General features: G+C 44.4%; 19 protein-coding genes. 13 read left to right on the top strand and 6 right to left on the bottom strand.

The annotated features are described in order from the left end of the window. Window positions 1-88: 88 nt before the first annotated feature. Both KIH41_RS05365 and KIH41_RS05360 read left to right on the top strand, forming a co-directional pair. Window positions 89-1,339: an aminotransferase class I/II-fold pyridoxal phosphate-dependent enzyme gene (locus KIH41_RS05365; protein ID WP_214161776.1), complete on the top strand. Its 1,251-nt coding sequence runs from the start codon at window positions 89-91 to the stop codon at window positions 1,337-1,339. Between the two features lie 102 nt (window positions 1,340-1,441). Next, window positions 1,442-1,624: a histone H1 gene (locus KIH41_RS05360; RefSeq protein ID WP_213943998.1), complete on the top strand. Its 183-nt coding sequence runs from the start codon at window positions 1,442-1,444 to the stop codon at window positions 1,622-1,624. A gap of 123 nt (window positions 1,625-1,747) precedes the next feature. Here KIH41_RS05360 and dapA read toward each other — a convergent pair whose 3' ends face one another. Together dapA and KIH41_RS05350 are read right to left on the bottom strand one after the other, a co-directional pair. Continuing rightward, the gene (dapA, locus tag KIH41_RS05355) at window positions 1,748-2,608 is read right to left on the bottom strand and encodes a 4-hydroxy-tetrahydrodipicolinate synthase (protein ID WP_213943999.1); all 861 of its coding nucleotides are present in this window, start codon (window positions 2,606-2,608) and stop codon (window positions 1,748-1,750) included. A gap of 65 nt (window positions 2,609-2,673) precedes the next feature. After that, on the bottom strand, window positions 2,674-3,162 hold the full coding sequence (locus tag KIH41_RS05350; RefSeq protein ID WP_214161775.1) for a DUF6913 domain-containing protein: 489 nt from the start codon (window positions 3,160-3,162) through the stop codon (window positions 2,674-2,676). A gap of 67 nt (window positions 3,163-3,229) precedes the next feature. On the opposite strand from KIH41_RS05350, the gene KIH41_RS18205 reads away from it, so the two are divergent. Beyond that, on the top strand, window positions 3,230-3,355 hold the full coding sequence (locus KIH41_RS18205; protein ID WP_262897959.1) for a hypothetical protein: 126 nt from the start codon (window positions 3,230-3,232) through the stop codon (window positions 3,353-3,355). A gap of 37 nt (window positions 3,356-3,392) precedes the next feature. On the opposite strand, the gene ligA is transcribed toward KIH41_RS18205, so the two are convergent. Beyond that, a complete protein-coding gene (gene ligA / locus KIH41_RS05345; protein WP_214161774.1) occupies window positions 3,393-5,846 on the bottom strand; it encodes an NAD-dependent DNA ligase LigA in 2,454 nt (817 codons plus the stop codon). Window positions 5,847-6,065: 219 nt separating this feature from the next. Between ligA and KIH41_RS05340 the strand changes: the two genes are divergently transcribed. From KIH41_RS05340 to KIH41_RS05305, 8 genes are all read left to right on the top strand, one after another. After that, complete coding sequence (locus KIH41_RS05340) at window positions 6,066-6,698, top strand: TetR/AcrR family transcriptional regulator (protein ID WP_213944002.1); 633 nt, start codon at window positions 6,066-6,068, stop codon at window positions 6,696-6,698. Window positions 6,699-7,010: 312 nt separating this feature from the next. Continuing rightward, a complete protein-coding gene (locus KIH41_RS05335) occupies window positions 7,011-7,682 on the top strand; it encodes a bifunctional isocitrate dehydrogenase kinase/phosphatase (protein ID WP_214161773.1) in 672 nt (223 codons plus the stop codon). Next, a complete protein-coding gene (locus KIH41_RS05330) occupies window positions 7,679-8,311 on the top strand; it encodes an NUDIX hydrolase (RefSeq protein ID WP_213944004.1) in 633 nt (210 codons plus the stop codon). The genes KIH41_RS05335 and KIH41_RS05330 overlap by 4 nt, the downstream gene beginning before the upstream one ends. Before the next feature lie 71 nt (window positions 8,312-8,382). After that, window positions 8,383-9,636: a DUF819 family protein gene (locus KIH41_RS05325; RefSeq protein WP_214161772.1), complete on the top strand. Its 1,254-nt coding sequence runs from the start codon at window positions 8,383-8,385 to the stop codon at window positions 9,634-9,636. A gap of 5 nt (window positions 9,637-9,641) precedes the next feature. Next, window positions 9,642-9,878: a (2Fe-2S) ferredoxin domain-containing protein gene (locus tag KIH41_RS05320; RefSeq protein ID WP_213944006.1), complete on the top strand. Its 237-nt coding sequence runs from the start codon at window positions 9,642-9,644 to the stop codon at window positions 9,876-9,878. Between the two features lie 244 nt (window positions 9,879-10,122). After that, window positions 10,123-10,668 (top strand): cupin domain-containing protein, encoded by a 546-nt coding sequence (locus tag KIH41_RS05315; protein ID WP_214161771.1) that lies wholly within the window; start codon window positions 10,123-10,125, stop codon window positions 10,666-10,668. A gap of 213 nt (window positions 10,669-10,881) precedes the next feature. Continuing rightward, window positions 10,882-11,712, top strand: a complete 831-nt coding sequence (locus KIH41_RS05310) for a hypothetical protein (protein WP_214161770.1) — start codon at window positions 10,882-10,884, stop codon at window positions 11,710-11,712. Window positions 11,713-11,748: 36 nt separating this feature from the next. Continuing rightward, a complete protein-coding gene (locus KIH41_RS05305) occupies window positions 11,749-13,137 on the top strand; it encodes an amidohydrolase family protein (RefSeq protein WP_214161769.1) in 1,389 nt (462 codons plus the stop codon). 5 nt (window positions 13,138-13,142) lie between these two features. On the opposite strand, the gene dprA is transcribed toward KIH41_RS05305, so the two are convergent. The 3 genes from dprA to KIH41_RS05290 all read right to left on the bottom strand — a co-directional run bounded on the left by dprA (window position 13,143) and on the right by KIH41_RS05290 (window position 15,833). After that, window positions 13,143-14,261, bottom strand: coding sequence for a DNA-processing protein DprA (gene dprA, locus KIH41_RS05300; protein ID WP_214161768.1), 1,119 nt, complete (start codon window positions 14,259-14,261; stop codon window positions 13,143-13,145). Further along, a complete protein-coding gene (locus KIH41_RS05295; RefSeq protein WP_214161929.1) occupies window positions 14,242-14,595 on the bottom strand; it encodes a MerR family transcriptional regulator in 354 nt (117 codons plus the stop codon). The genes dprA and KIH41_RS05295 overlap by 20 nt, the downstream gene beginning before the upstream one ends. A 260-nt stretch (window positions 14,596-14,855) precedes the next feature. Then, window positions 14,856-15,833: a M23 family metallopeptidase gene (locus KIH41_RS05290; protein WP_213944012.1), complete on the bottom strand. Its 978-nt coding sequence runs from the start codon at window positions 15,831-15,833 to the stop codon at window positions 14,856-14,858. A gap of 130 nt (window positions 15,834-15,963) precedes the next feature. Between KIH41_RS05290 and alaS the strand changes: the two genes are divergently transcribed. Together alaS and gatB are read left to right on the top strand one after the other, a co-directional pair. Further along, complete coding sequence (alaS, locus tag KIH41_RS05285; protein ID WP_214161767.1) at window positions 15,964-18,594, top strand: alanine--tRNA ligase; 2,631 nt, start codon at window positions 15,964-15,966, stop codon at window positions 18,592-18,594. A gap of 75 nt (window positions 18,595-18,669) precedes the next feature. Continuing rightward, window positions 18,670-20,127 (top strand): Asp-tRNA(Asn)/Glu-tRNA(Gln) amidotransferase subunit GatB, encoded by a 1,458-nt coding sequence (gatB, locus tag KIH41_RS05280; RefSeq protein ID WP_214161766.1) that lies wholly within the window; start codon window positions 18,670-18,672, stop codon window positions 20,125-20,127.

Below are 20,127 nucleotides of genomic sequence, written 5' to 3'. Positions count from 1 at the left end.
TGTTGTAACAGTCAAAATGTATTAGTTTTGGGCGTTTGTGGGCGTTGTAAAGCCAGCAAGGAGTTATTACCTAAACCTTTTAAAAGCTTTGGATATATTTGAGAAATTAAATACCAATCTTGGCCCATTGGGCAAGCATTCGGAATTGTCAGAGGGTTATTTCATGTTTCCCAAACTGGAGGGAGAAATCGCCCCTAGGATGAAATTCAAGGGTAAAGAGGTGTTGACCTGGAGTTTGAACAACTACTTGGGTCTTGCCAACCACCCTGAGATCAGGAAGGCCGATGAAGAAGCTGCAAAAAGGTGGGGTGCTGCCTACCCCATGGGGGCACGTATGATGTCGGGCAACACGGATTTGCATGAGCAGTTGGAAAATGAGTTGGCGGAATTTGTAGGCAAGGAGAAATCCTACTTGCTGAACTACGGTTATCAGGGGATCATGTCGGCTATCGACGCTTTGGTGGACCGTAAGGATGTAATTGTCTATGACAGCGAATGTCACGCCTGTATTATAGACGCATTGAGAATGCACATCGGTAAGCGGTTTGTATACCCTCATAATGACATGGACAGCTTTGAGAAGCAACTTCAAAGAGCCACCAAGTTGACTAATGAGACCGGAGGCGGTATCTTGGTGATCACCGAGGGCGTATTTGGTATGACTGGCAACATGGGTAACCTCAAAGGAATAGTTTCCTTGAAGGAGAAATACCAGTTCAGACTTTTGGTCGATGATGCGCATGGTTTTGGTACCATGGGTGCCACTGGCGCAGGCGCAGGTGAGGCACAGGGCGTACAGGATGGCATTGATCTTTACTTCTCTACTTTTGCTAAGTCTATGGCCAGCATCGGGGCGTTCATTGCCGGTGATGAGAAGATCATCCATTACTTGAAGTACAACATGCGTTCTCAGATCTTCGCCAAGTCCCTGCCGATGTTATTGGTGGAAGGGGCCTTGAAGCGTCTGGAATTGTTGAGAAACAGACCGGAATTGAAAGAAAACCTGTGGAAAGTGGTGAATGCACTTCAAAACGGATTGAAAGAAAAAGGCTTTAATATAGGAACAACGACCTCTCCGGTGACACCAGTGGTATTAAACGGTACAATTGGTGAAGCGGCTACTTTGAGCAAAGATCTTCGTGAAAACTATAACATCTTTTGTTCTGTAGTTATATACCCGGTAGTGCCTAAAGGGATGATTATTTTGAGATTGATCCCGACGGCCGTACATACTTTGGAAGACGTGCGTGAAACTATAGCGGCGTTTGAGGCCGTTAAAGACAAGTTGACAAGCGGATTTTATAAAAAATCAGCCCTAGCAGTCTCCTTTGGGGAATAATTTTTAGATCAAAAAATTTGGCAGGTCTGTTGTTTTATAAACATTTTACCTATATTCAACGAAAAATTAAACTTATCATCAACCAACAAATTAATTTTTATTATGAACAGATTTAATGAAATCAAGGATCTAGTAATGGGCATGGAAGCTGATTTTGAGAAATTTTATGACAAGAAAAATCAAGCAGCTGGTACTCGAGTAAGAAAAGGCATGCAAGATCTTAAGAATATCGCTCAAGATATTCGCAAAGAAGTTCAGGACATAAAAAATGCTGAAGCAAAGTAATAAAAAAGGTGGCCATATCGGTCACCTTTTTTGGTTATCGGCCTGGGGCCTAGTTTAAGGTTTAAAGTTTAAAGTTTAAAGCTTAGACCTTAAACTTTAAACCATAAGCCCTTAAACCACCATTCAAACCTTCTCCATTGCTGTATTGATTTTCAAATCCAGTTCCTTGGATGCTCTGAGGAGTGGTAGGCGGACTTGGTCACCGCAAACGCCTAGGTGCATCAGGAGGTTTTTGACGCCTACAGGGTTGCTTTCCGCATACATGAGTGGATTGATCTCCAGAAGCTTGAAAGTGGCCTTTTTGGACTCTTCCATGCTGCCGTGGCAGATGGTTTTGAAGATTTCGGGATAGGCATTGGCCAATACTGAGATAACCCCGTCAGCTCCGATTGCACGCATAGAGGTGGTCAGCAGGTCATCTCCAGAAATCAGCAGGAAGCCATCAGGCCGCTGGGCTGCTATAGACATGCATTGTTCCAGATTTCCGCTTGCCTCTTTTATCCCAATGATATTCTCATGAGCCGCTAATGCTAATGTGGTGTCGGCCGTCAGGTTTGACATGGTTCGGCCCGGCACATTGTATAGGATCACCGGCACTGGGCTGGCATCGGCGATTGCGGTAAAGTGTGCAATAATCCCCTTCTGGCTTGGTTTGTTGTAATAAGGGCTGACAGATAATATGGCAGCAATGTCCTTAAAATCAGTTGTCTTGATCTCATCCAGCACAGCTTGGGTGTTGTTTCCACCGATGCCGTATACAATTGGTACACGTCCTGCCGTGATTTCGATGGCGTGCCTCAGCACCTCTTTCTTTTCCTCTTTTGTCAGGGTGGCGGTCTCGCCAGTAGTGCCTTGGATTACCAAGTAATCCGCACCGCCTTTGATCAGGTGGTTGATCAGTTGTTCGGCTTCCCCGTAATTGATGCTATAGTCTTCATTGAAAGGCGTGACCATGGCTACGCCCGTGCCTTTTAATTTTTTCATTTCGTATATATTCGGGTTATGATTCAGAATTAAATCCGAAACCAGACTAGGGTCTGATTTTGGGATTAATTGATCTTTTTGAGATACTTGATCAGATTATCAATGTTTTGGGTCAGGGAAATGTTTTCCTTTTTAAGCATAAAATCCAGGTGAACTTGGTTAGCTTCATTAAAGAACCCCACCCGGTAAACCTTGGGCAACATCTGAAGCAGGTGGGCTGAGAGTGGGTCCATTTCCTCCTGCGTGACCAGTACCAAGTCTGTAGTATAGCTGGCAAATTCCCTTATCTTTTCATTAGGCTTTCCCAGCAGGTTAAAATCCATGTAATCAAAACATTCCGTTGCAGGATTTTTCTCCTTGTAAATGAAATGTAGGTTCAAGGCATGGGGCCAATGGCTTGGGAGAGCCTTTTGGGCTTCCGTGGCTTCGGCCTCATTGGCCGCTATGATGGATATGTTTTTGATTCGGTCAAACTTGACCAAATTGTGCTTGCCTGGAACCCTGCTTTGCTTGGAAACCCTGTGCCCAATAAATATCTTTTTTATCCACTCCATGGCTTAAATTTAAAGCAATTTATGGTTTTTTTGCTTTATTCAAATTAAAATCTGCTTTTACTGAATTATGATTATCCGCATTGATGCCAGTAGTCTGATTCCCTTTGATGGACTGGACGGAAGACCGAAGACGGAAGACAGAAGAGAACTCCATCGTAGCAAAGGCCAAGATTCTGGCAGTTTCAATGGTTAATAGGATTAATACGAATTTACATATTAGGGGAAATTGATTAGCTGATCAGATCCATAAACTCCTGCTCTGATATCAGTTTTACTCCCAATTTCTCGGCTTTTTCTTTTTTACTTGGGCCCATGTCTTCGCCTTCGATGATGAAGTCAAGGCTTTTGGATACTGACTTTACGTATGTGCCTCCATGGCTTTGTACTACCTCGATGATCTCATCACGCTTGAAATGGTTGAGCTTGCCGGATGCAAGTATCTTCATGCCTTCCAGTGATCTGCTTTCCAGCTTCTGCTCTTTTTCCTCGATTTCAAACCGAAGCCCATGGTTTTTTAGCCTTTCGATGGTGCGGTTGTTTTCCTCATCTTCAAAGAAGGCCTGTAGGCTGGTTACCAAAGTTTCTCCGACTCCATTTATCTCCAACAGCTCTTCTGGACTGGCAGCTTTGAGCTTTTCAATGCTTTTGAAATGCCTGGCCAGTAGCTGGGCCGTGTTTTCGCCAATATTGCGGATGCCCAAAGCGAAGAGCACCTTTTCAAAGGGTTGTTTTTTGGATTCCTCGATGCCTTTGACCATGTTGCTGACCACGCCTTCTTGGAAAGTGTTTCCCTTGATCCGGTTGATCTGCTCGGTTTGGGCTGGATCTACATTTCCTTCATATTTGAGCATGATATCATGCACTGTGTTTTCCTTTCTACAAATAGACCTGAATTCCTCGGCTGGCTTTTTAAATATCACGGCTAGCACCACAGGAACCGGAAGAAAATCCTCTATATGGTCAAAAGAACTGCTCTGGAGGGCATCTTTCAGGCGCCATATGACTGGGACATTGTAGGCTATGTTCTTTTTGGCTTTTCGCACATAGTTTTCAAATTTCTCCATCAATTCCGTCTGCTCTACACCTTCATTTTCTGCCAGGAAATTATCTATTTGGGCTAAAGGGATAGTCTTGGTGATGGCATAAAGGGCCTTCTTCAAGGACACGAATAAATACCCCTCGCTGCTTTTGGTGTACTGATCGCTGTTGACCTCCAAGCCCAGGAGTTGCTCCTTTTTCTCGGGGAGCTCATAGATGTCTGCTGGCGACACGATAAGGTGCTGCTCAATCAATGCCCGGATCCGCTCGGTACCCATGGTGTCAATATCCATGGCCCGTTTGTGGGTAAAGTGTTCAATTCTACCCAAGGCCTGTGGCGGGCAGGTTTGGGCGTTGGGGCAATAATGTTTGGCCTCTCCTTCATTTCGGATCAGCGATGTGCCACACTCCGGGCACTCTGTGATGTAGGATATGGGTTTTGTGTCAGATCTTCTTTTGTCAAGAGAAACTCCCGTGATTTTAGGGATGATTTCGCCGCCTTTTTCAACAAACACAAAATCCCCTTCATGAAGGTCCAATCTCAATATCTCATTGGCATTGTGCAGGGAGGCACGCTTCACGGTGGTCCCCGCCAGAGATACGGGCTTCAGCTGGGCTACGGGCGTGATGGCACCTGTTCGACCCACCTGATAGGTGATGGATAGAAGTTCAGTCTCGGCACTTTCTGCCTGATATTTATAGGCAATTGCCCATCGTGGGATTTTGGCGGTAAAGCCAAGCTCCTCCCGCTGATCATAGGAGTTGATTTTTAAAACCACGCCGTCAGTTTCAAGGGGCAATTCAAATCTTTTCTCTCTCCAAAGCTCGATGTATTGCAATACTTCTGTTACATCTTGACACTTTTGGTAGGTAGGTGAAACGTTAAAGCCCCACTTTTCCAGTAAGTGTATAGCCTCATCATGCTGAGATACTTGAAGGTCCTCTCCAAGAAGTTGATAGAAGTAGCAATTCAAGCGCCTTTTGGCCACAATGCTGCTGTCCTGCATTTTCACGGTGCCTGAGGCGGCATTCCGCGGATTGGCGAGAAGGGCCTCTTCATTTTGAGCACGTTCTTGATTTATTCTATCAAATTCTTTTCTGGGAAGAAAAATCTCTCCACGTACTTCAAAGCTGTCTGGGATATCCTCACCTATTACGGTAAGGGGAATATTTCGGATGGTCTTGATATTTGCAGTCACATTGTCGCCTTTGTAGCCATCACCCCGAGTGACTGCTCTGACCAGTTTGCCGTTTTCATAAACCAAACTGATCGCTACCCCGTCAAACTTGAGTTCACAGAAGTAGCTATAGTTCCGGTGACCGAGTCCTTTGGCCACCCGCTCATCAAATGCCTTGAGTTCTTCTTCGGAATAGGTGTTGCCAAGAGACAGCATTTTATAGCGATGCCCCACGGTTTCAAAATCCTTGGTGATGGTGCCACCTACCCGCTGGGAGGGGCTATCCTCCTTTAAAAATTCAGGGAATTCGGTCTCCAGTGCGATGAGTTCCTCAAGCAGTTGGTCAAATTCAAAGTCGGAAATTTCAGTGCGGTCTTCTTGGTAATAAAGGTGGTTGTGATAGTTTATCTGCTCCGAGAGGGCGGTTATTCGATCCTTGGCAGCTGATTTTTTATCCGATTGGCTCATAAAAGATAAGGGTTGGGGTTTGCCGAAAACTCAATTCCCAAAACTAGCGGTTTTGGCTGAAAATTGCGGACAATCGGTCTGATTCTTGATTAATTTCGGACAGTGAAAGGCCGAGTTTCCTATATTTGTTGCAAAATTGGTCATTGAGCTACAATTTTGAAAGCGGGTAGAAAACTTAGTTTCTGCCTATTGCTGAATTCAAGAGCTAAAAATCTAATTATGAGTAAAAAGGCGGACATAGAGGCCAAAATCTTGGCAGAGGCGTACAAGCTGTTTTTGAACAAGGGGTATAAAAACACTACCATGGACGATATCGCCCAAGGCTTGGGGATGAGTAAAAAAACGCTCTATAAATATTTTCCAGGAAAGTTTGAACTGCTTTCGGCTGCTTTTGATCTTTTGCGGAGCAAGCTTTCCATCAAAGTTGAGGCTTTGATTAGTAACACCCACATTCCCTTCCCCATTAAGCTCAAATCGTTTTTGACCATTATTGCCAAAGATTTGGCTCCGATCAATCCGGAGCTTTTGGCCGATCTGAGGGAACATGCTCCAGAGATTTGGACCGAATTGCAGGAGTATATCCGGGATTCCGCATTTTTGAGATTTCAGCGCTTGATAGAGGAGGGGGTAGAAAAGGGATTTATCGGGTCGCACATCAATAAGACTATTGTGGTACTCATCTACAGTTCAGCCATCCAAAACCTGATGGACCCGAAGTTTTTGGATCAATTTCCGGATCAGATGATGAGCGGGTTGGTGACAAAGCCTGCTGATATCTATGACCAGACAATTTCAATAATCTTCGAAGGCATACTGACAGACGAGGCGAGGGGGAGTTTTAAGGAGGCCTAATAACTAAAATTTCCGAAAAATTTACATCCGAATAAAATAAACCAGCCGATAAGGATTTTTGGAATAAGTTTTGGTAGTTATGGGTAGGTGTGCTTGAAAATACACCAAAAGTAGGGTGGAAATATATCCCTCCAAAGTTGCCCAAAAAATTCTATGCAAACGTTTGTTTGACGTTTAAAAAAATCTTTATACCTTTCCGACAGGTTATTCAATCGATTGAATAATGCACAATAGGTTTAATAGGTTTGATAGAACAAGAAAAGGTTTGGGCAATGCTCGAACCTTTTTTTTATTTAGGATTTTTATCTAAATATGACCAAGTTAAACTTTACATATTTTTTAGTTTCGCTATTTTGCCTGCTGCTAGTCTTTTGCAGCAGCCCGCAAGAAGAACATCAGGACAGCGAGGAGCAAACAGACTCCCTTGCCAATCAACCCAAATATGAACAGATTCTACACATGGGCATTCAGAAGATGCCCCGCTGGATTGAGCATTGGCAGATGCAGGGGCGGGAGTTTGATAAGATGGCATTTAAAATGCATAGGCAAACGGAATATGAAGTTTTTGAATGGCCTGAAGAATATGGGATGAACAGCGATTACCCTCTAAAGGCACACCAATTTGTGCACCCGGAGGACAAAGGAATAGTCGATCTATATGATTATAAGATTGATTTAGACGCTGATGGAAGAGTAGGATTCAACCCGGATAGTGAAGTGGCATATTTTCGGGCGAATGGGATGAAGGAAAGACTGCTTTTTATGGGGCCCATGGGCATCTTTGAAGACGCGGTGTGGGTGACAGGTTCTCATTTGTTAGTTGCGGGGCATGTGCAGGAGGGGGAGTATTTTCTTCCCAGGATCTGGCTGATCATTCCTGATGAACATCGTTATGTAGAATTTCACCATCCATTTAGCACGACCAAATACCAATCAGAGCAGTATTTAAGAAAAAAGCTCTCTAATTTAAATTTTCCTCAATGAAGCTTCAAGATGTTATTAGAAGATTTGAACGAAATTTGAAAAAACCATTGCCGGGAAGAGAGGGACAGATATTGATGGCGCCAGAGCCTTTGGATGAAGCCAGGTTCTATACCAAAGAGCCAAAAGGTGCCAAGAGGGGGGCAGTTCTCATTTTATTTTACCCAAATAAAAACGGCGTGGCCATTCCTTTTATCAAACGGCCAGTGTACAGGGGCGCCCACAGTGGGCAGGTTTCTTTCCCAGGTGGTAAGTGGGAGGAAAATGACGAAAGTCTGGAGACCACTGCGGTAAGGGAAACCTATGAGGAGATCGGAATTAATATGGAAAAGGTCAAAGTCTTTGGCCAGCTTTCCAAACTCTTTATACCGCCTAGCAATTTTGTGGTGGCACCTTATTTAGGTTTTATAGATGAAAAACCCCAGTTTCAGCCCGATCCTAGGGAAGTGAAACGGGTAATCGAATGTGAGTTCAGTTATCTCATTGACAAAAACATCAAGAAGCGCAAGGTCATGAATTTCAGGGATGACCTCAAAATGGATGTACCCTATTATGATATTGATGAGGAAATGGTTTGGGGAGCTACTGCCATGATGCTCAGTGAGTTGATGCTCGTGTGGGACAGGGTATAGGAAAGCTTTTATTTCTTTGGCTTGTGGTTTTATCTCATTTGACGTAATTATGTGGTCAAATAAGTAAGACCATGCAGGAAAACACCCCTTTGATAACCAACGATGCCGTAGTGTTAGGCATTTTGGTAGCCATATTAGCCTTAGTTTTTTCTACTAGTGCCAGCAAGCGAATTTTCTGGACAAAGTTTTACAGGGTGGTCCCATCCATATTGCTGTGTTATTTCATTCCTGCGATACTGAATTCTTTTGGCCTTATATCAGGTGAATTTTCCAATCTTTACAGAGTGGCGGCAGATTATCTGCTGCCTACATCCTTGGTATTGCTTACGCTGAGTATAGATTTTAAGGCCATCATGAAGCTTGGTCCAAAAGCCTTGGTGATGTTTTTGGCGGGGACTTTAGGGATTGTCTTGGGTGGACCGTTGGCCGTGTTGATTGTTTCGTTTTTTGCCCCTGAAGTAATTGGCGGTGCCGGACCTGATGAGGTATGGAGAGGACTGGCCACCATTGCTGGTAGCTGGATCGGTGGGGGAGCCAACCAGGCGGCCATGCTGGAAATGTTTGGGGCGAGCCCAGAGCTGTTTAGCCAAATGATTGCCGTTGACGTGCTAGTGGCCAATGTTTGGATGGCGGTATTGCTTTACTGGGCTGCCAAACCCAAGGTGATTGACAAGCTTTTCAAGGCGGATAGCTCAGCCATCCATGAACTGCAGGACAAGGTGGAAAAATACCGGGCCGGGATCATGAAAATCCCAACCATGGTGGATACCATGAAGATCTTGGGGGTGGGTTTTGCCCTTACTGGTTTTGCCCATTTGGTGGCGGACTTCATGGCACCGTTTATTGCTACAAACTTCCCTGCCTTGGGTGATTATTCTTTGGACAAACCCTTTTTCTATATCATCGTGGTAGCCACCACGGGTGGATTGGTACTTTCATTTACCAAGGCCAGAAACCTTGAAGGCGCAGGGGCATCCCGATTGGGAAGTGTGCTATTGTACGTCTTGGTGGCAACAATCGGGATGCAGATGGATTTATTGGCCATTTTTGATAACCCTACTCTTTTCTTGGTAGGACTGGTGTGGATGTCCATGCACGTGATTATCATGTTGGTGATTGCCTATTTGATCAAGGCGCCGTTTTTCTTCGTAGCTGTGGGCTCGCAGGCGAATGTGGGTGGAGCAGCTTCTGCCCCGATTGTGGCTTCAGCATTTAATCCATCTTTGGCGCCGGTTGGTGTACTTTTGGCTGTGTTGGGTTATGCAGTAGGTACCTATGGAGCTTACATCTGTGGATTGCTGCTGCAATATGTTTCCACTAACTAACTAGCATGGGAGAATATCGGGAATTCGTCTTCGTCTGTACAGGATCTGATTGCAAATCGGCCGGATGCAAAAAGCTTATCGGTGACCTAAAAGAGGCGACCAAATCGACTTATAAAGGTAGATTTAAAATCATAAAGACCAAATGCATGGACTTCTGCAAAACAGGTCCAATGGTCATATACAAAGAGGAAGTGGTTAAAAAAGCCTCCCTGGCATCCTTGCGCGAATTGTTTGATAAGTGATTTTACCTAGAATAAGGTGAAAAGGATACTGTTTCGTTGAGATTTTAAGTTGGATTTTATAATTTCATGATTATCCGCAATGATGCCATTCGCTAATTACTTTTTTCTTTTGGGGACGGCAGACCGAAGACCGAAGTAAGGATCATTCTAGCATCAGACCAAGAATTTGGCAGTTTTTGCCATCTTATGGGTGCAATTGCGGGTAGGCATATTTAAATTAAAGTTGAATTAAAATCCCAAAGAAATGCAAAGAACGATCACCAATCCCATTTTTGACGATAAAGTTACTTTTTTAAAGACCTCCGAGGAAACAAATGGGGAATATACGCTCCTGGAAATTGAGCTGGCTCCAAAAGGAGGCAACCCTCTCCATTTCCATACCTGCTATACTGAAACCTTCACTGCCAAAGAAGGCCAATTGGAAGTGAAACAGGAAGGAGGCAAATCCAAAATCCTCCAACCCGGAGAAAGCTATAAAGTGGCCATCATGGAGCCACATGGTTTTCATAATCCCAATGATGATAAAATCACCTTCCACGTAAAACTTGAGCCCGGGCAAAAGGGCTTTGAAGATTCCATCAGAATTATGTATGGGCTTGCACATGACGGTCTGGCTGACAAGCGGGGGTTGCCTAAGGATTTGGCCACCAACTTCATTTTGGCCGAGATGGGCAATATGGAAAGCCCTGCGTTTATATTCAAGCTGCTTTCACCTTTGGGAAAATATATGGCCAAAAAAGCCATTAAGAAGGGGAAGAAGAAGGAGCTTTTGGAAATGTATTGTAAGTAGTTTAAATAACCTCAGAGGATCAGAGGGCTCAGAGATTGCCGAACAATAGGATAGGTTTGATTTAGTTTGATGTTAAGTCATTTAGTTAACCGCAGAGGATCAAAGGGCTCAGAGATTGCCTGATTTTAGTATAAGTTGGATTCAGGTTATAGTCTTGAAGTGATAAACTTTTGATAATTAATTGTTTGTGCGTAAATTGATTATAGTTAATCAATGAGCTATGGGCCGGTTTGTCAAATTTTTTGTAGTGGGCTTACTGTTTTGGGGGTGTGCCGATTGGGAAGAGGAGCATGGGAGCCCGGAGGCGAAATTGAATGGTTTGAAGAAGTAAGGGAAATGCTGCGTGGTGATCTTCGGCAACCCGAAGGGCAGTTGAGCAAAACGCTATATTACCATAATATGGATAACTCCTCTCTGCGCAATTACGTGGAGCATCTCTATAATTCGGTAGGTCGAGAAGTATTAAGACTTCAACTTTCCCCTGAACGGGATACCATTTCAGTTTCGGTCTTAAACTATGACCATCAAAATCTGCTTAGCGAAATAATAATCTACTCACATCCCAGTGCAGTGGGCAGTCCGGAACCAACAGAGGGCAGAATGGGTAAGTTGGTATGGACTCGCACAGTGTATCAATTCTTTGATGACGATAGAAGGTTGAGTTCAATCGAATTGGAAACGCATTACCGGGAGCGGGAACTGTGGAGGACCTTTGCTTATGAAAATGATCTTTTGAAGAGAACGAATTATTATAATCAGGAAGAAATTATAGCTTATTATCAGTATGAGTACGAAAATGGCCTGAAGATCAAGGAGAGCCTTTATGAAGCTCCATTTGATGCAGCAAGGCAAGATTGGTTCATCCACTATAATGATCAGGGGCTCATGAGAGCCAAATCGACTTTGCTAATGATGCCTCCCGGAGAAATGGGGGATGTATTTGAGTACGAATATGATGAATTGGGCCGGCTTACGGAAGAAAGGGAATACGGTATCAATTGGGGATTGCCACTGCTAGCCAGAAAGCGGTTAGAATACTTTTAGCTTAAACCGTACTTACATTCCTTGGTTATAATAAACATGTATAAATCAGGATTTGGAAGAAGAGAATTTTTAAAGGGGATGGGCTTGGTCAGCCTAATGCCATTGGGGATGGTCAAAGCCCTTGGCAACCAATTACAGGGGCAATTTACGAGCAATAGCTTTTTGATTATCAATGCCCAGATTATTTCTATGGATAAATCTGTGGGCAACCTAAAAAGAGGAGATGTCCTGATAGAAAACGGTCAAATCTCCCGAATAGGTAATGGGTTGACTTCTGAAAAAGAGGTGGAAGTAATTGATGCGAAAGGTAAGGTTTTGCTGCCGGGTTTTGTGGAGACCCATTGGCATATCTGGACTGGGCTATTCCGGAGTATGTCGGTAAAGCCTCCTGGTAATGGGTATTTTGAAACCCAACAGGAAGTTGGGCCCCACTTTACTCCTGATGACATGAAGGTCGCTTGTGAACTCGCAGGCGCTGAAGCCATAGATTCCGGTATTACGACCCTGCATAACTGGTGTCATAACGTTCGGAGTTTTGAGCATGCCGTGGCCAGCCTGGAAGGGGTTGAGGCCTCCGGTGTCCGTGCCCGATATTCATTTGGGAATGCTGTGGGCAGAGGCAGTGAGGAGGCCATTGATTTTGCACCGTTAGAAAAGCTGAAAGCTGATTGGGATAACTATCATAACTCGGGCTTGTTTGATCTGGGGTTTGCCTGGAGGGGGATAGAAGGGAATATTGAAATAGGGACTTATGATTACCATAGGGCCAGTGAAATGGGGCTGCCCATCACTACCCATGCTTCCAGGGAAGGGGTTATCGCTAGGCTCTCCAAGGCAGGCTTCCTGAATGAAAAGCTGCAGCTTATTCACGGCATGCAGGCAACTGACTGGGAAATTGAAGCCATGGTGGATGCAGGATCTTCCATCAGCATTTCACCTTTTAGCGAGCTAAGAATCGGTTATGGTTTTCCTGAAATGCTCAAATTGCTCGATAAGGGGGCGACGATAGGCTTGTCAGTAGATACCACCACGATTTCTGGAAATGCGGATATGTTTGCCATCATGAAAAATATCCTCAATATTACCAATGCCATGGCTCAGGATGAATTTCAGATCGGTGCGGAAAGGGTATTGGAAATGGCTACTATTGAAGGTGCAAGGTCTCTGGGAATTGGGGATAGGGTAGGTTCCATCACGCCAGGCAAACAGGCGGATTTGATATTAATAGATCCCAATGCGCTCAATCTGGCACCATTCACGAGTGCGGTGGATATACTTGTTGAAGCCGGCCAACCTAGAAATGTCAGCATGGTGATGGTGAATGGGGAGATTCTTAAAAAGGATGGAAGGCTACAGAAGCAAGACGCACAAGATATAGTCAATAAAGCCAATTCTGCTTTTGAAAGGATAAAAAGTAAAGTTTAAAGCTTTTACTTTACCAGTTTATATGTCTTCCCCGGTAAGGATCTGATCAGTCCCATAAACTCCAATTGCAATAAAGAAGAGGCCAACATGGAAATAGGGATATTGGTGATCCAAGACAATTGGTCAATCTGCTGCTCGGGGTTTTCTAAAAATGCTGCAATTATGGGCCTGTGTTCATCGGAAATGTTCTCAAGCGAAAAGGCTACAGGTTGATTTTCTTGGTCCTCAGAACCTTTTGACCATGACAGAGCTTCCTCCAGGTCTTTGGTGCCAAGGTAGATATTGGCTTTCATGGTTTTGATCAGCTGGTTGCACCCTTCGCTATAGGGCGATTGCAGGTTCCCTGGGACGGCAAAAATCTCTTTGTTGTAACTGAAGGCGATTTCAGCGGTGATCAAGGCTCCTCCCTTTTTTGCGGCCTCAACTACGATAAGGGCATCGGAAAGTCCTGCTATAATTCGGTTTCTTTGGGGAAAATTCCCCGGTACCATGTCGCTGCCTGGTCTGAATTCACTGATCAGTCCTCCAGTCTCAAGCATCTGCTCTGCGGTATTTTTATGTTGGTAGGGGTAAATCTTGTCAATTGGCGAGCCCATCACCGCCACAGTAGGCAAGTCATGCTGCAGGGCCGCCCGGTGCGCCTCAATATCGATCCCATAGGCCAAACCGCTCACAATGACAGGCTGGAAGGGAGCCACTTCCTCAATTATCTTTCGCGTGACGGTTTTTCCGTAATCAGTGGCATTTCTGGTGCCAACAATCCCCAGTAGTCGGTTAGCGTTTAGATCAATGTTTCCCTTTACAAATAGAACTGAGGGGGAATCCTCTATGGATTTGAGCCTCTTGGGGAATTCCGTTGAGGCATAAGTTAAGATCTTGACGTTTAATTTTTCGGCTTGCAGGATTAGCTTTTCTGCTTGGGCCAAGTATTGATTTTTCTGTCGAAGCAATTCTAAGAGCTTGGATCCTATGCGGGGGATTTTGGCGGCTTTGCCAGGTGCAAGGTTGAAAAAGTTTTGAGCGGAACCGCTGTAACTGATGATGTTTTTATAGACTGACGGCCCGATCTTGGGGATCAGGCTAAGTGCTAGACTATAAAGGTGTTCATCGTTCCTGGTGTTCATTTATGTTGTCCCGAATTTCAATTAAAAAGTTTTTGATCTTGTGGAGCCTTTCAATCATGGCAGCCTTGTCGCTCACCTGATAGAGGTCCTTTTTGATAATGTCTTGGGCTCCCTGCAGGGTATAGCCCTTTTCTTTTACCAAATGATAAATTAGACGGATCTTCTCGATATCGTCTTTTGTAAAACGCCGGTTGCCTTTCTTGTCTTTTTTGGGCTTAATGATTTCAAATTCACCTTCCCAGTACCTGATCAAAGAGGTGGCTACCTTGAACATAGTGGCCACTTCTCCAATGGAATAATACTTTTTCTCTATTTCTTTTTCTTTGTAAGGCACTTTACTCTTATAATAAAATTGGCCCGATACACAGGGCAGGTTTGCCAAAAATAACAATTAAAATTGGAAAATAGAAAGTGATTTTGAGCAATGAGGGGAGGAATGTTTTGGAGCCGGAAGACCGGAGCCGGAAAGCTCCTATGCGGAAGGAATTGGTCACAAAGGGCACCAAGTTAAAAAGAAGGGGCACAAAGGCTTCTTCGCGGACAAATTTAAAAAAAAACTGCCCAGAGGATTTTATTCTCTGGGCAGTAAGTGGGTTAAGATAGGGATTGGTTTTCCCTGGAGGCCAGTTCGAGGATTTTGTCAAACTCGGCCGGGTTGAGGTCTTTAAAGAAGTAATGGACAGGGTTGACAAATTTGCCATCTTTCTTTACTTCGTAATGTACGTGAGGAGCAGTAGAGCTTCCTGTGTTTCCTACATATCCAATGCAGTCGCCACGTTTTACTTTCTGTCCTCTCTTGACGTTGAATTCGTTCATGTGGGCATAGCGTGTGGTAAAACCAAAGCCATGGTTGATGATGATATTCTTTCCATAACCGCCGAAATCAGTTTTTACCACTTCTACCACCCCGTCGCCTGTGGCGTAGATTGGAGTTCCCTTGGGAGCTGAGAAGTCAATGCCGCTGTGCATTTTGCGCACTTTCAATATTGGATGCAACCTCATGCCAAAACCGGATGCCAATCTGCTTAATTCCTCGTTATGAACGGGCTGGATGGCTGGGATGGATGCCCAGTACTCCTCTTTGTTCATGGCCGTTTCAGAAAGCTCATCATAGGAAACCGACTGTACATAAAGTTTGCGTTTGAGCTGGTCTACCTTGCCCATCACGTCCAGGATCATTTTTTCCTGATTAAGGCCTTTCGCTTTGATGTTTCGATACCGGTCGGTACCGCCATACCCGGCATTCCGAATGGAGGAGGGAATGGGTTCGGATTCAAAAATGACACGGTACAAATTGTCGTCACGGTCCTGCAAGTCGGCCATCATTTCATTGATCACTTCGACTTCTTCCTCCAAAAGGGAGTAGTAGAGTTTGAGCTCTTTATTCTCATTGATGAGCTTCAGCTCTTTGGGGCTGTCAAAGAAATGGTTGAACATCATGATGAAGGCGATGGCCAGAATGGAGGCCAGGGAGATTATGCCTAAAATGTTGATGCCGACATCCCATTTGCTGGGGGTGTACCTTTCGTACTTGCAGCTCTTGGGATCATAGTAATATTTTATCCTACTCATTATTAATTCCTTGGTAATTCTTATAATTTTGTAGCCTTATTATTAGGCAGGACACAGCATTACCGTGATGCCTGCTAAGATAGACAGAGTAAATTTTATTTCCGAATATCGGTTACAATTCACCTAATATATGCGCGCCAAAGAAATTAGAAATACTTTCATAGAATTCTTCAAAACCAAACAGCATTCCTTTGTCCCTTCCTCACCCATCGTAGTCAAAAACGACCCCACCCTGATGTTTACCAACGCCGGGATGAATCAGTTTAAGGATTATTTCCTTGGAAATGAGACGCCTAAAGTCAATAGGGTGGCTAACAGCCAAAAGTGTCTAAGAGTTTCCGGGAAGCACAATGATTTGGAAGAAGTGGGGGTGGACACCTATCACCACACCATGTTTGAGATGTTGGGAAACTGGTCTTTTGGGGATTATTTCAAGAAAGAAGCCATCGAGTGGGCGTGGGAGCTATTAACAGAGGTGTATAAATTGCCAAAAGACAGGCTTTATGTGAGTGTTTTTGGAGGTGATGCACAGGATGGGTTGGATAAGGATATGGAGGCCTTTGATCTCTGGAAAGGAATAGTGGATGAGGACAGGATAATTTTTGGGAGCAAAAAGGATAATTTTTGGGAGATGGGCGATACAGGACCTTGCGGGCCCTGCTCAGAAATTCATATAGATTTAAGACCGGCAACTGAAATTTCTGAGGTTTCAGGAAAATCGCTTGTCAACGAAGACCATCCTCAGGTCATAGAGATCTGGAACTTGGTCTTTATGCAATTCAACAGACAGTCCGATGGCAGCCTCAAGCCGCTTCCTGCCACGCACGTGGATACGGGAATGGGCTTTGAAAGGCTGGTACGTGCCATCCAAGGGAAGACTTCCAATTATGACACAGATGTGTTTATGCCCTTCATTGCAGCGTTGGAGAAAAAATCAGGCAAGCAATATGGGCAAGAAGAAAAACTGGACATCGCCTTCCGCGTCGTGGTGGACCACATCCGTGCGATTGCATTTACAATTGCCGATGGGCAGTTGCCTTCGAACAATAAAGCAGGCTATGTAATCAGAAGAATACTGAGAAGGGCCGTAAGGTATGGGTATACTTTCTTGGGTTTCAATAAGCCATTCATATATGAGTTAATGCCATTGTTGGCTGAAAATTTTGGAGAGATGTTTCCAGAGATTGCCAGCCAGCAGGAGTTTATTGCCAAGGTGATTTTTGAAGAAGAGAGCTCGTTTCTGAGGACTTTGGAAAACGGCTTGAAGAGGTTGGAGCAAATTAGAGCTGAATTAAAGGAAAATGGGCAGCAGGTGATCGATGGCAAAACTGCATTTGAGCTTTATGATACTTATGGATTTCCATTGGATTTGACTTCGCTTATCGCTAGGGAAAATGAGCTATCAGTAGACGAGCAGGGTTTCCAATCCGAAATGGAAAAGCAGAAGACCAGGTCCAGATCCGCTGCCGAGCAGGAAACGGGCGACTGGGTTGTGGTGAATGAAGACAACGGGGTGGAGTTTGTCGGTTATGATGCCTTGGAGGCAGATACCAAAATCCTGCGATACAGAGAAATAAAAGAGAAGAAGGGTACCAAATATCAGGTAGTGCTTGAAACCACTCCTTTCTATGCAGAAAGCGGTGGGCAGGTAGGCGATAAGGGTGTGCTTCAAAGTGAAGAAGAAACCGTAAAGGTGATAGATACTAAAAAGGAAAACGACCTGATCGTACATTTTGTAAACAAGCTGCCATCAAACCCAAGTGCAGCGTTTACAGCCAAAGTGGATGGGATCAAGCGTGCCCTTACTATGAATAACCACACGGCTACTCACTTGCTGCAATCAGCCTTGAAGAAGGTTTTGGGTGACCACGTACAGCAAAAAGGGTCTTTGGTTAATGATGAACTGTTAAGGTTTGATTTTGCACATTTTTCCAAAATGACGGATGAAGAAATCCAGCAGGTTGAAAAACTGGTGAATGAAAAAATCAGGGAAAACATACAACTGGACGAAAAAAGGAACGTGCCTATACAAGAAGCTGAATCCATGGGGGCTACAGCCCTGTTTGGAGAGAAGTATGGTGATTTTGTTCGAGTTATTACTTTTGGGTCGGATTATTCAGTGGAACTTTGCGGAGGGACCCACGTACCTTCCACAGGGAAGATTGGCTATTTCAAAATCATTTCTGAAAGCTCCATCGCTTCAGGAGTGAGAAGGATTGAGGCCATTACAGCCAATGCCGCTGAGGATTTTATTAATCAGCAAATGGAATTGGTGAAGGAGGTCCAAGAAATGCTTAAGAATCCTAAAGACCTCAAAAAAGCCATTGAGGCACTTGTAGCGGAGAAAAATGAACTTAAGAAAGAAATAGAGGCGTTACACCTTAGCCAGGCGGCGGGAATAAAAGATGAGCTTAAAAAGCTGGTCAAAGTGCAAAACGGGGTGAATGTAATGGTCGCCCAAGTGACGTTGCCTTCTGCGGATGCCTTGAAGAAGCTTTCCTTTGAGCTGAAAAACGAGCTGGCTCCGATCGTGGCTGTTTTGGCAGCGGATATTCAAGGAAAGCCGCAAGTGGCGGTGATAATCGATGAGGAGTTGGTCAAGGAAAAAGGCCTGAATGCAGGGCAGATCGTCCGAGACCTTGCCAAGGAAATTCAGGGTGGAGGAGGCGGACAGCCGTTTTTTGCTACCGCAGGCGGCAAGAAGCTTGAGGGTTTGCCGGCAGTAATAGATAAGGCCAAGAGTTTATTTGCCGAATTATAGTAATCTAATAAGATTTGTTTTTGTAAAAATAGAACTTCAAATTTGAAGGGCTATATTTAACCATAGATATAAAGAATGCTTTCAGCAGAAATCAAAGATAAATATGAATTGGTAGTAGGACTTGAGGTCCACGCCCAGTTGCTCACCCAGAGCAAAATGTACAATTCTGACTCTACGGAGTACGGCAATATGCCAAATACGAATATTTCGGTCATCACCCTTGGCCACCCAGGCACCCTTCCAAAGGTCAACAAAAAGGCCGTGGAATTTGCCATGAAAATGGGTATCGCCTGTGAGTCGGAGATCAACCGAACCAATATTTTTGCGCGTAAAAACTATTTTTACCCAGATCTTCCAAAAGGTTATCAGATCACCCAGGACAAAGGGCCGATCTGCAAAGGCGGAAAGGTCTACATCACCCTAAATGGAGAGGAGAAATCCATTGCTATCACCAGAATCCACATGGAGGAAGATGCCGGTAAGTCTATGCACCTTGCAGGGGAAGTGGATACTTTGGTAGATTTCAACCGAGCCGGGGTGCCACTTATCGAGATCGTGTCTGAACCGGATATGAGGTCTTCAGAAGAGGCTTATGCTTATTTGGCCGAGATCAAGAGATTGGTAAGGTATCTTGATATTTGTGATGGCAATATGGAAGAGGGTTCATTGAGATGTGACGCCAATATTTCGGTGATGTTGAAAGGCTCGGACACCTTTGGTAAAAAGGTGGAGGTGAAAAACATGAACTCTTTCCGTAACGTAGCCAGAGCTATCGAGCACGAGTTTGAAAGACAAATTCAAATGATAGAAGCAGGGGAGGATATTCCTTCCGAAACCAGGACTTTTGATGCGACTACTGGTACTACTTCCAGTATGAGAAGCAAGGAAGACCTGAATGACTACCGTTATTTCCCTGAACCGGACCTGAGTCCCGTTTTGATTTCTGAAGAATGGCTTCAATCCGTAAGATCCGAGATGCCTTCTTTGCCAAGGGAGTTGTTCAAAAGGTTTGTAAATGAATATGGCCTGCCTGATTATGATGCGGGTGTATTGACCGATTCTAAGGAAATAGCTTTATATTTTGAGGAGCTTTGCCAGAAAACCAAAAATTACAAAGCTGCGTCTAACTGGATGATGGGGCCTGTAAAGTCTTATCTGAACGAGCTGACCCTGCATATTTCTGATTTCCCAATTTCCCCGGCCCAATTAGCCGAGCTGATTGCCCTGATAGATGAGGGGAAGGTTAACTTCTCCGTTGCTTCGCAAAAGATCTATCCGGTGATGATTGAGCAAAATGGAAAGACACCCCTACAAATCGCCGAGGACCTGAACCTGATTCAGGAAAGCGATGAGGGTTCCATTAGGCCTATCATCGAGCAAGTGATTGCTGCCAATTCAGCCAAAGTGGAGGAATACAGAGCCGGTAAAAAAGGACTTCTGGGAATGTTTATGGGTCAAGTGATGAAACAATCCCAAGGTAAGGCAGACCCTAAGGTGGCCAGCAAAATATTGACTGAACTATTAGAAAATTAA

Origin of the sequence: Litoribacter ruber, assembly GCF_018500185.1 — a bacterium.
In the GTDB taxonomy this organism is placed as follows: Bacteria; Bacteroidota; Bacteroidia; order Cytophagales; family Cyclobacteriaceae; genus Litoribacter; species Litoribacter ruber.
Note: the sequence above shows the minus strand (reverse complement) of the source record. Positions and strands in the feature narration are given on the sequence as shown.

What these genes read in the sequence shown, in the direction of transcription:
- KIH41_RS05360 (WP_213943998.1), top strand. Translation starts at nt 1,442, where the DNA reads ATGAACAGATTTAATGAAATCAAGGATCTAGTAATGGGCATGGAAGCT.
- dapA (WP_213943999.1), bottom strand. Translation starts at nt 2,608, where the DNA reads ATGAAAAAATTAAAAGGCACGGGCGTAGCCATGGTCACGCCTTTCAAT.
- KIH41_RS05350 (WP_214161775.1), bottom strand. Translation starts at nt 3,162, where the DNA reads ATGGAGTGGATAAAAAAGATATTTATTGGGCACAGGGTTTCCAAGCAA.
- KIH41_RS18205 (WP_262897959.1), top strand. Translation starts at nt 3,230, where the DNA reads ATGATTATCCGCATTGATGCCAGTAGTCTGATTCCCTTTGATGGACTG.
- ligA (WP_214161774.1), bottom strand. Translation starts at nt 5,846, where the DNA reads ATGAGCCAATCGGATAAAAAATCAGCTGCCAAGGATCGAATAACCGCC.
- KIH41_RS05340 (WP_213944002.1), top strand. Translation starts at nt 6,066, where the DNA reads ATGAGTAAAAAGGCGGACATAGAGGCCAAAATCTTGGCAGAGGCGTAC.
- KIH41_RS05335 (WP_214161773.1), top strand. Translation starts at nt 7,011, where the DNA reads ATGACCAAGTTAAACTTTACATATTTTTTAGTTTCGCTATTTTGCCTG.
- KIH41_RS05330 (WP_213944004.1), top strand. Translation starts at nt 7,679, where the DNA reads ATGAAGCTTCAAGATGTTATTAGAAGATTTGAACGAAATTTGAAAAAA.
- KIH41_RS05325 (WP_214161772.1), top strand. Translation starts at nt 8,383, where the DNA reads ATGCAGGAAAACACCCCTTTGATAACCAACGATGCCGTAGTGTTAGGC.
- KIH41_RS05320 (WP_213944006.1), top strand. Translation starts at nt 9,642, where the DNA reads ATGGGAGAATATCGGGAATTCGTCTTCGTCTGTACAGGATCTGATTGC.
- KIH41_RS05315 (WP_214161771.1), top strand. Translation starts at nt 10,123, where the DNA reads ATGCAAAGAACGATCACCAATCCCATTTTTGACGATAAAGTTACTTTT.
- KIH41_RS05310 (WP_214161770.1), top strand. Translation starts at nt 10,882, where the DNA reads ATGAGCTATGGGCCGGTTTGTCAAATTTTTTGTAGTGGGCTTACTGTT.
- KIH41_RS05305 (WP_214161769.1), top strand. Translation starts at nt 11,749, where the DNA reads ATGTATAAATCAGGATTTGGAAGAAGAGAATTTTTAAAGGGGATGGGC.
- dprA (WP_214161768.1), bottom strand. Translation starts at nt 14,261, where the DNA reads ATGAACACCAGGAACGATGAACACCTTTATAGTCTAGCACTTAGCCTG.
- KIH41_RS05290 (WP_213944012.1), bottom strand. Translation starts at nt 15,833, where the DNA reads ATGAGTAGGATAAAATATTACTATGATCCCAAGAGCTGCAAGTACGAA.
- alaS (WP_214161767.1), top strand. Translation starts at nt 15,964, where the DNA reads ATGCGCGCCAAAGAAATTAGAAATACTTTCATAGAATTCTTCAAAACC.
- gatB (WP_214161766.1), top strand. Translation starts at nt 18,670, where the DNA reads ATGCTTTCAGCAGAAATCAAAGATAAATATGAATTGGTAGTAGGACTT.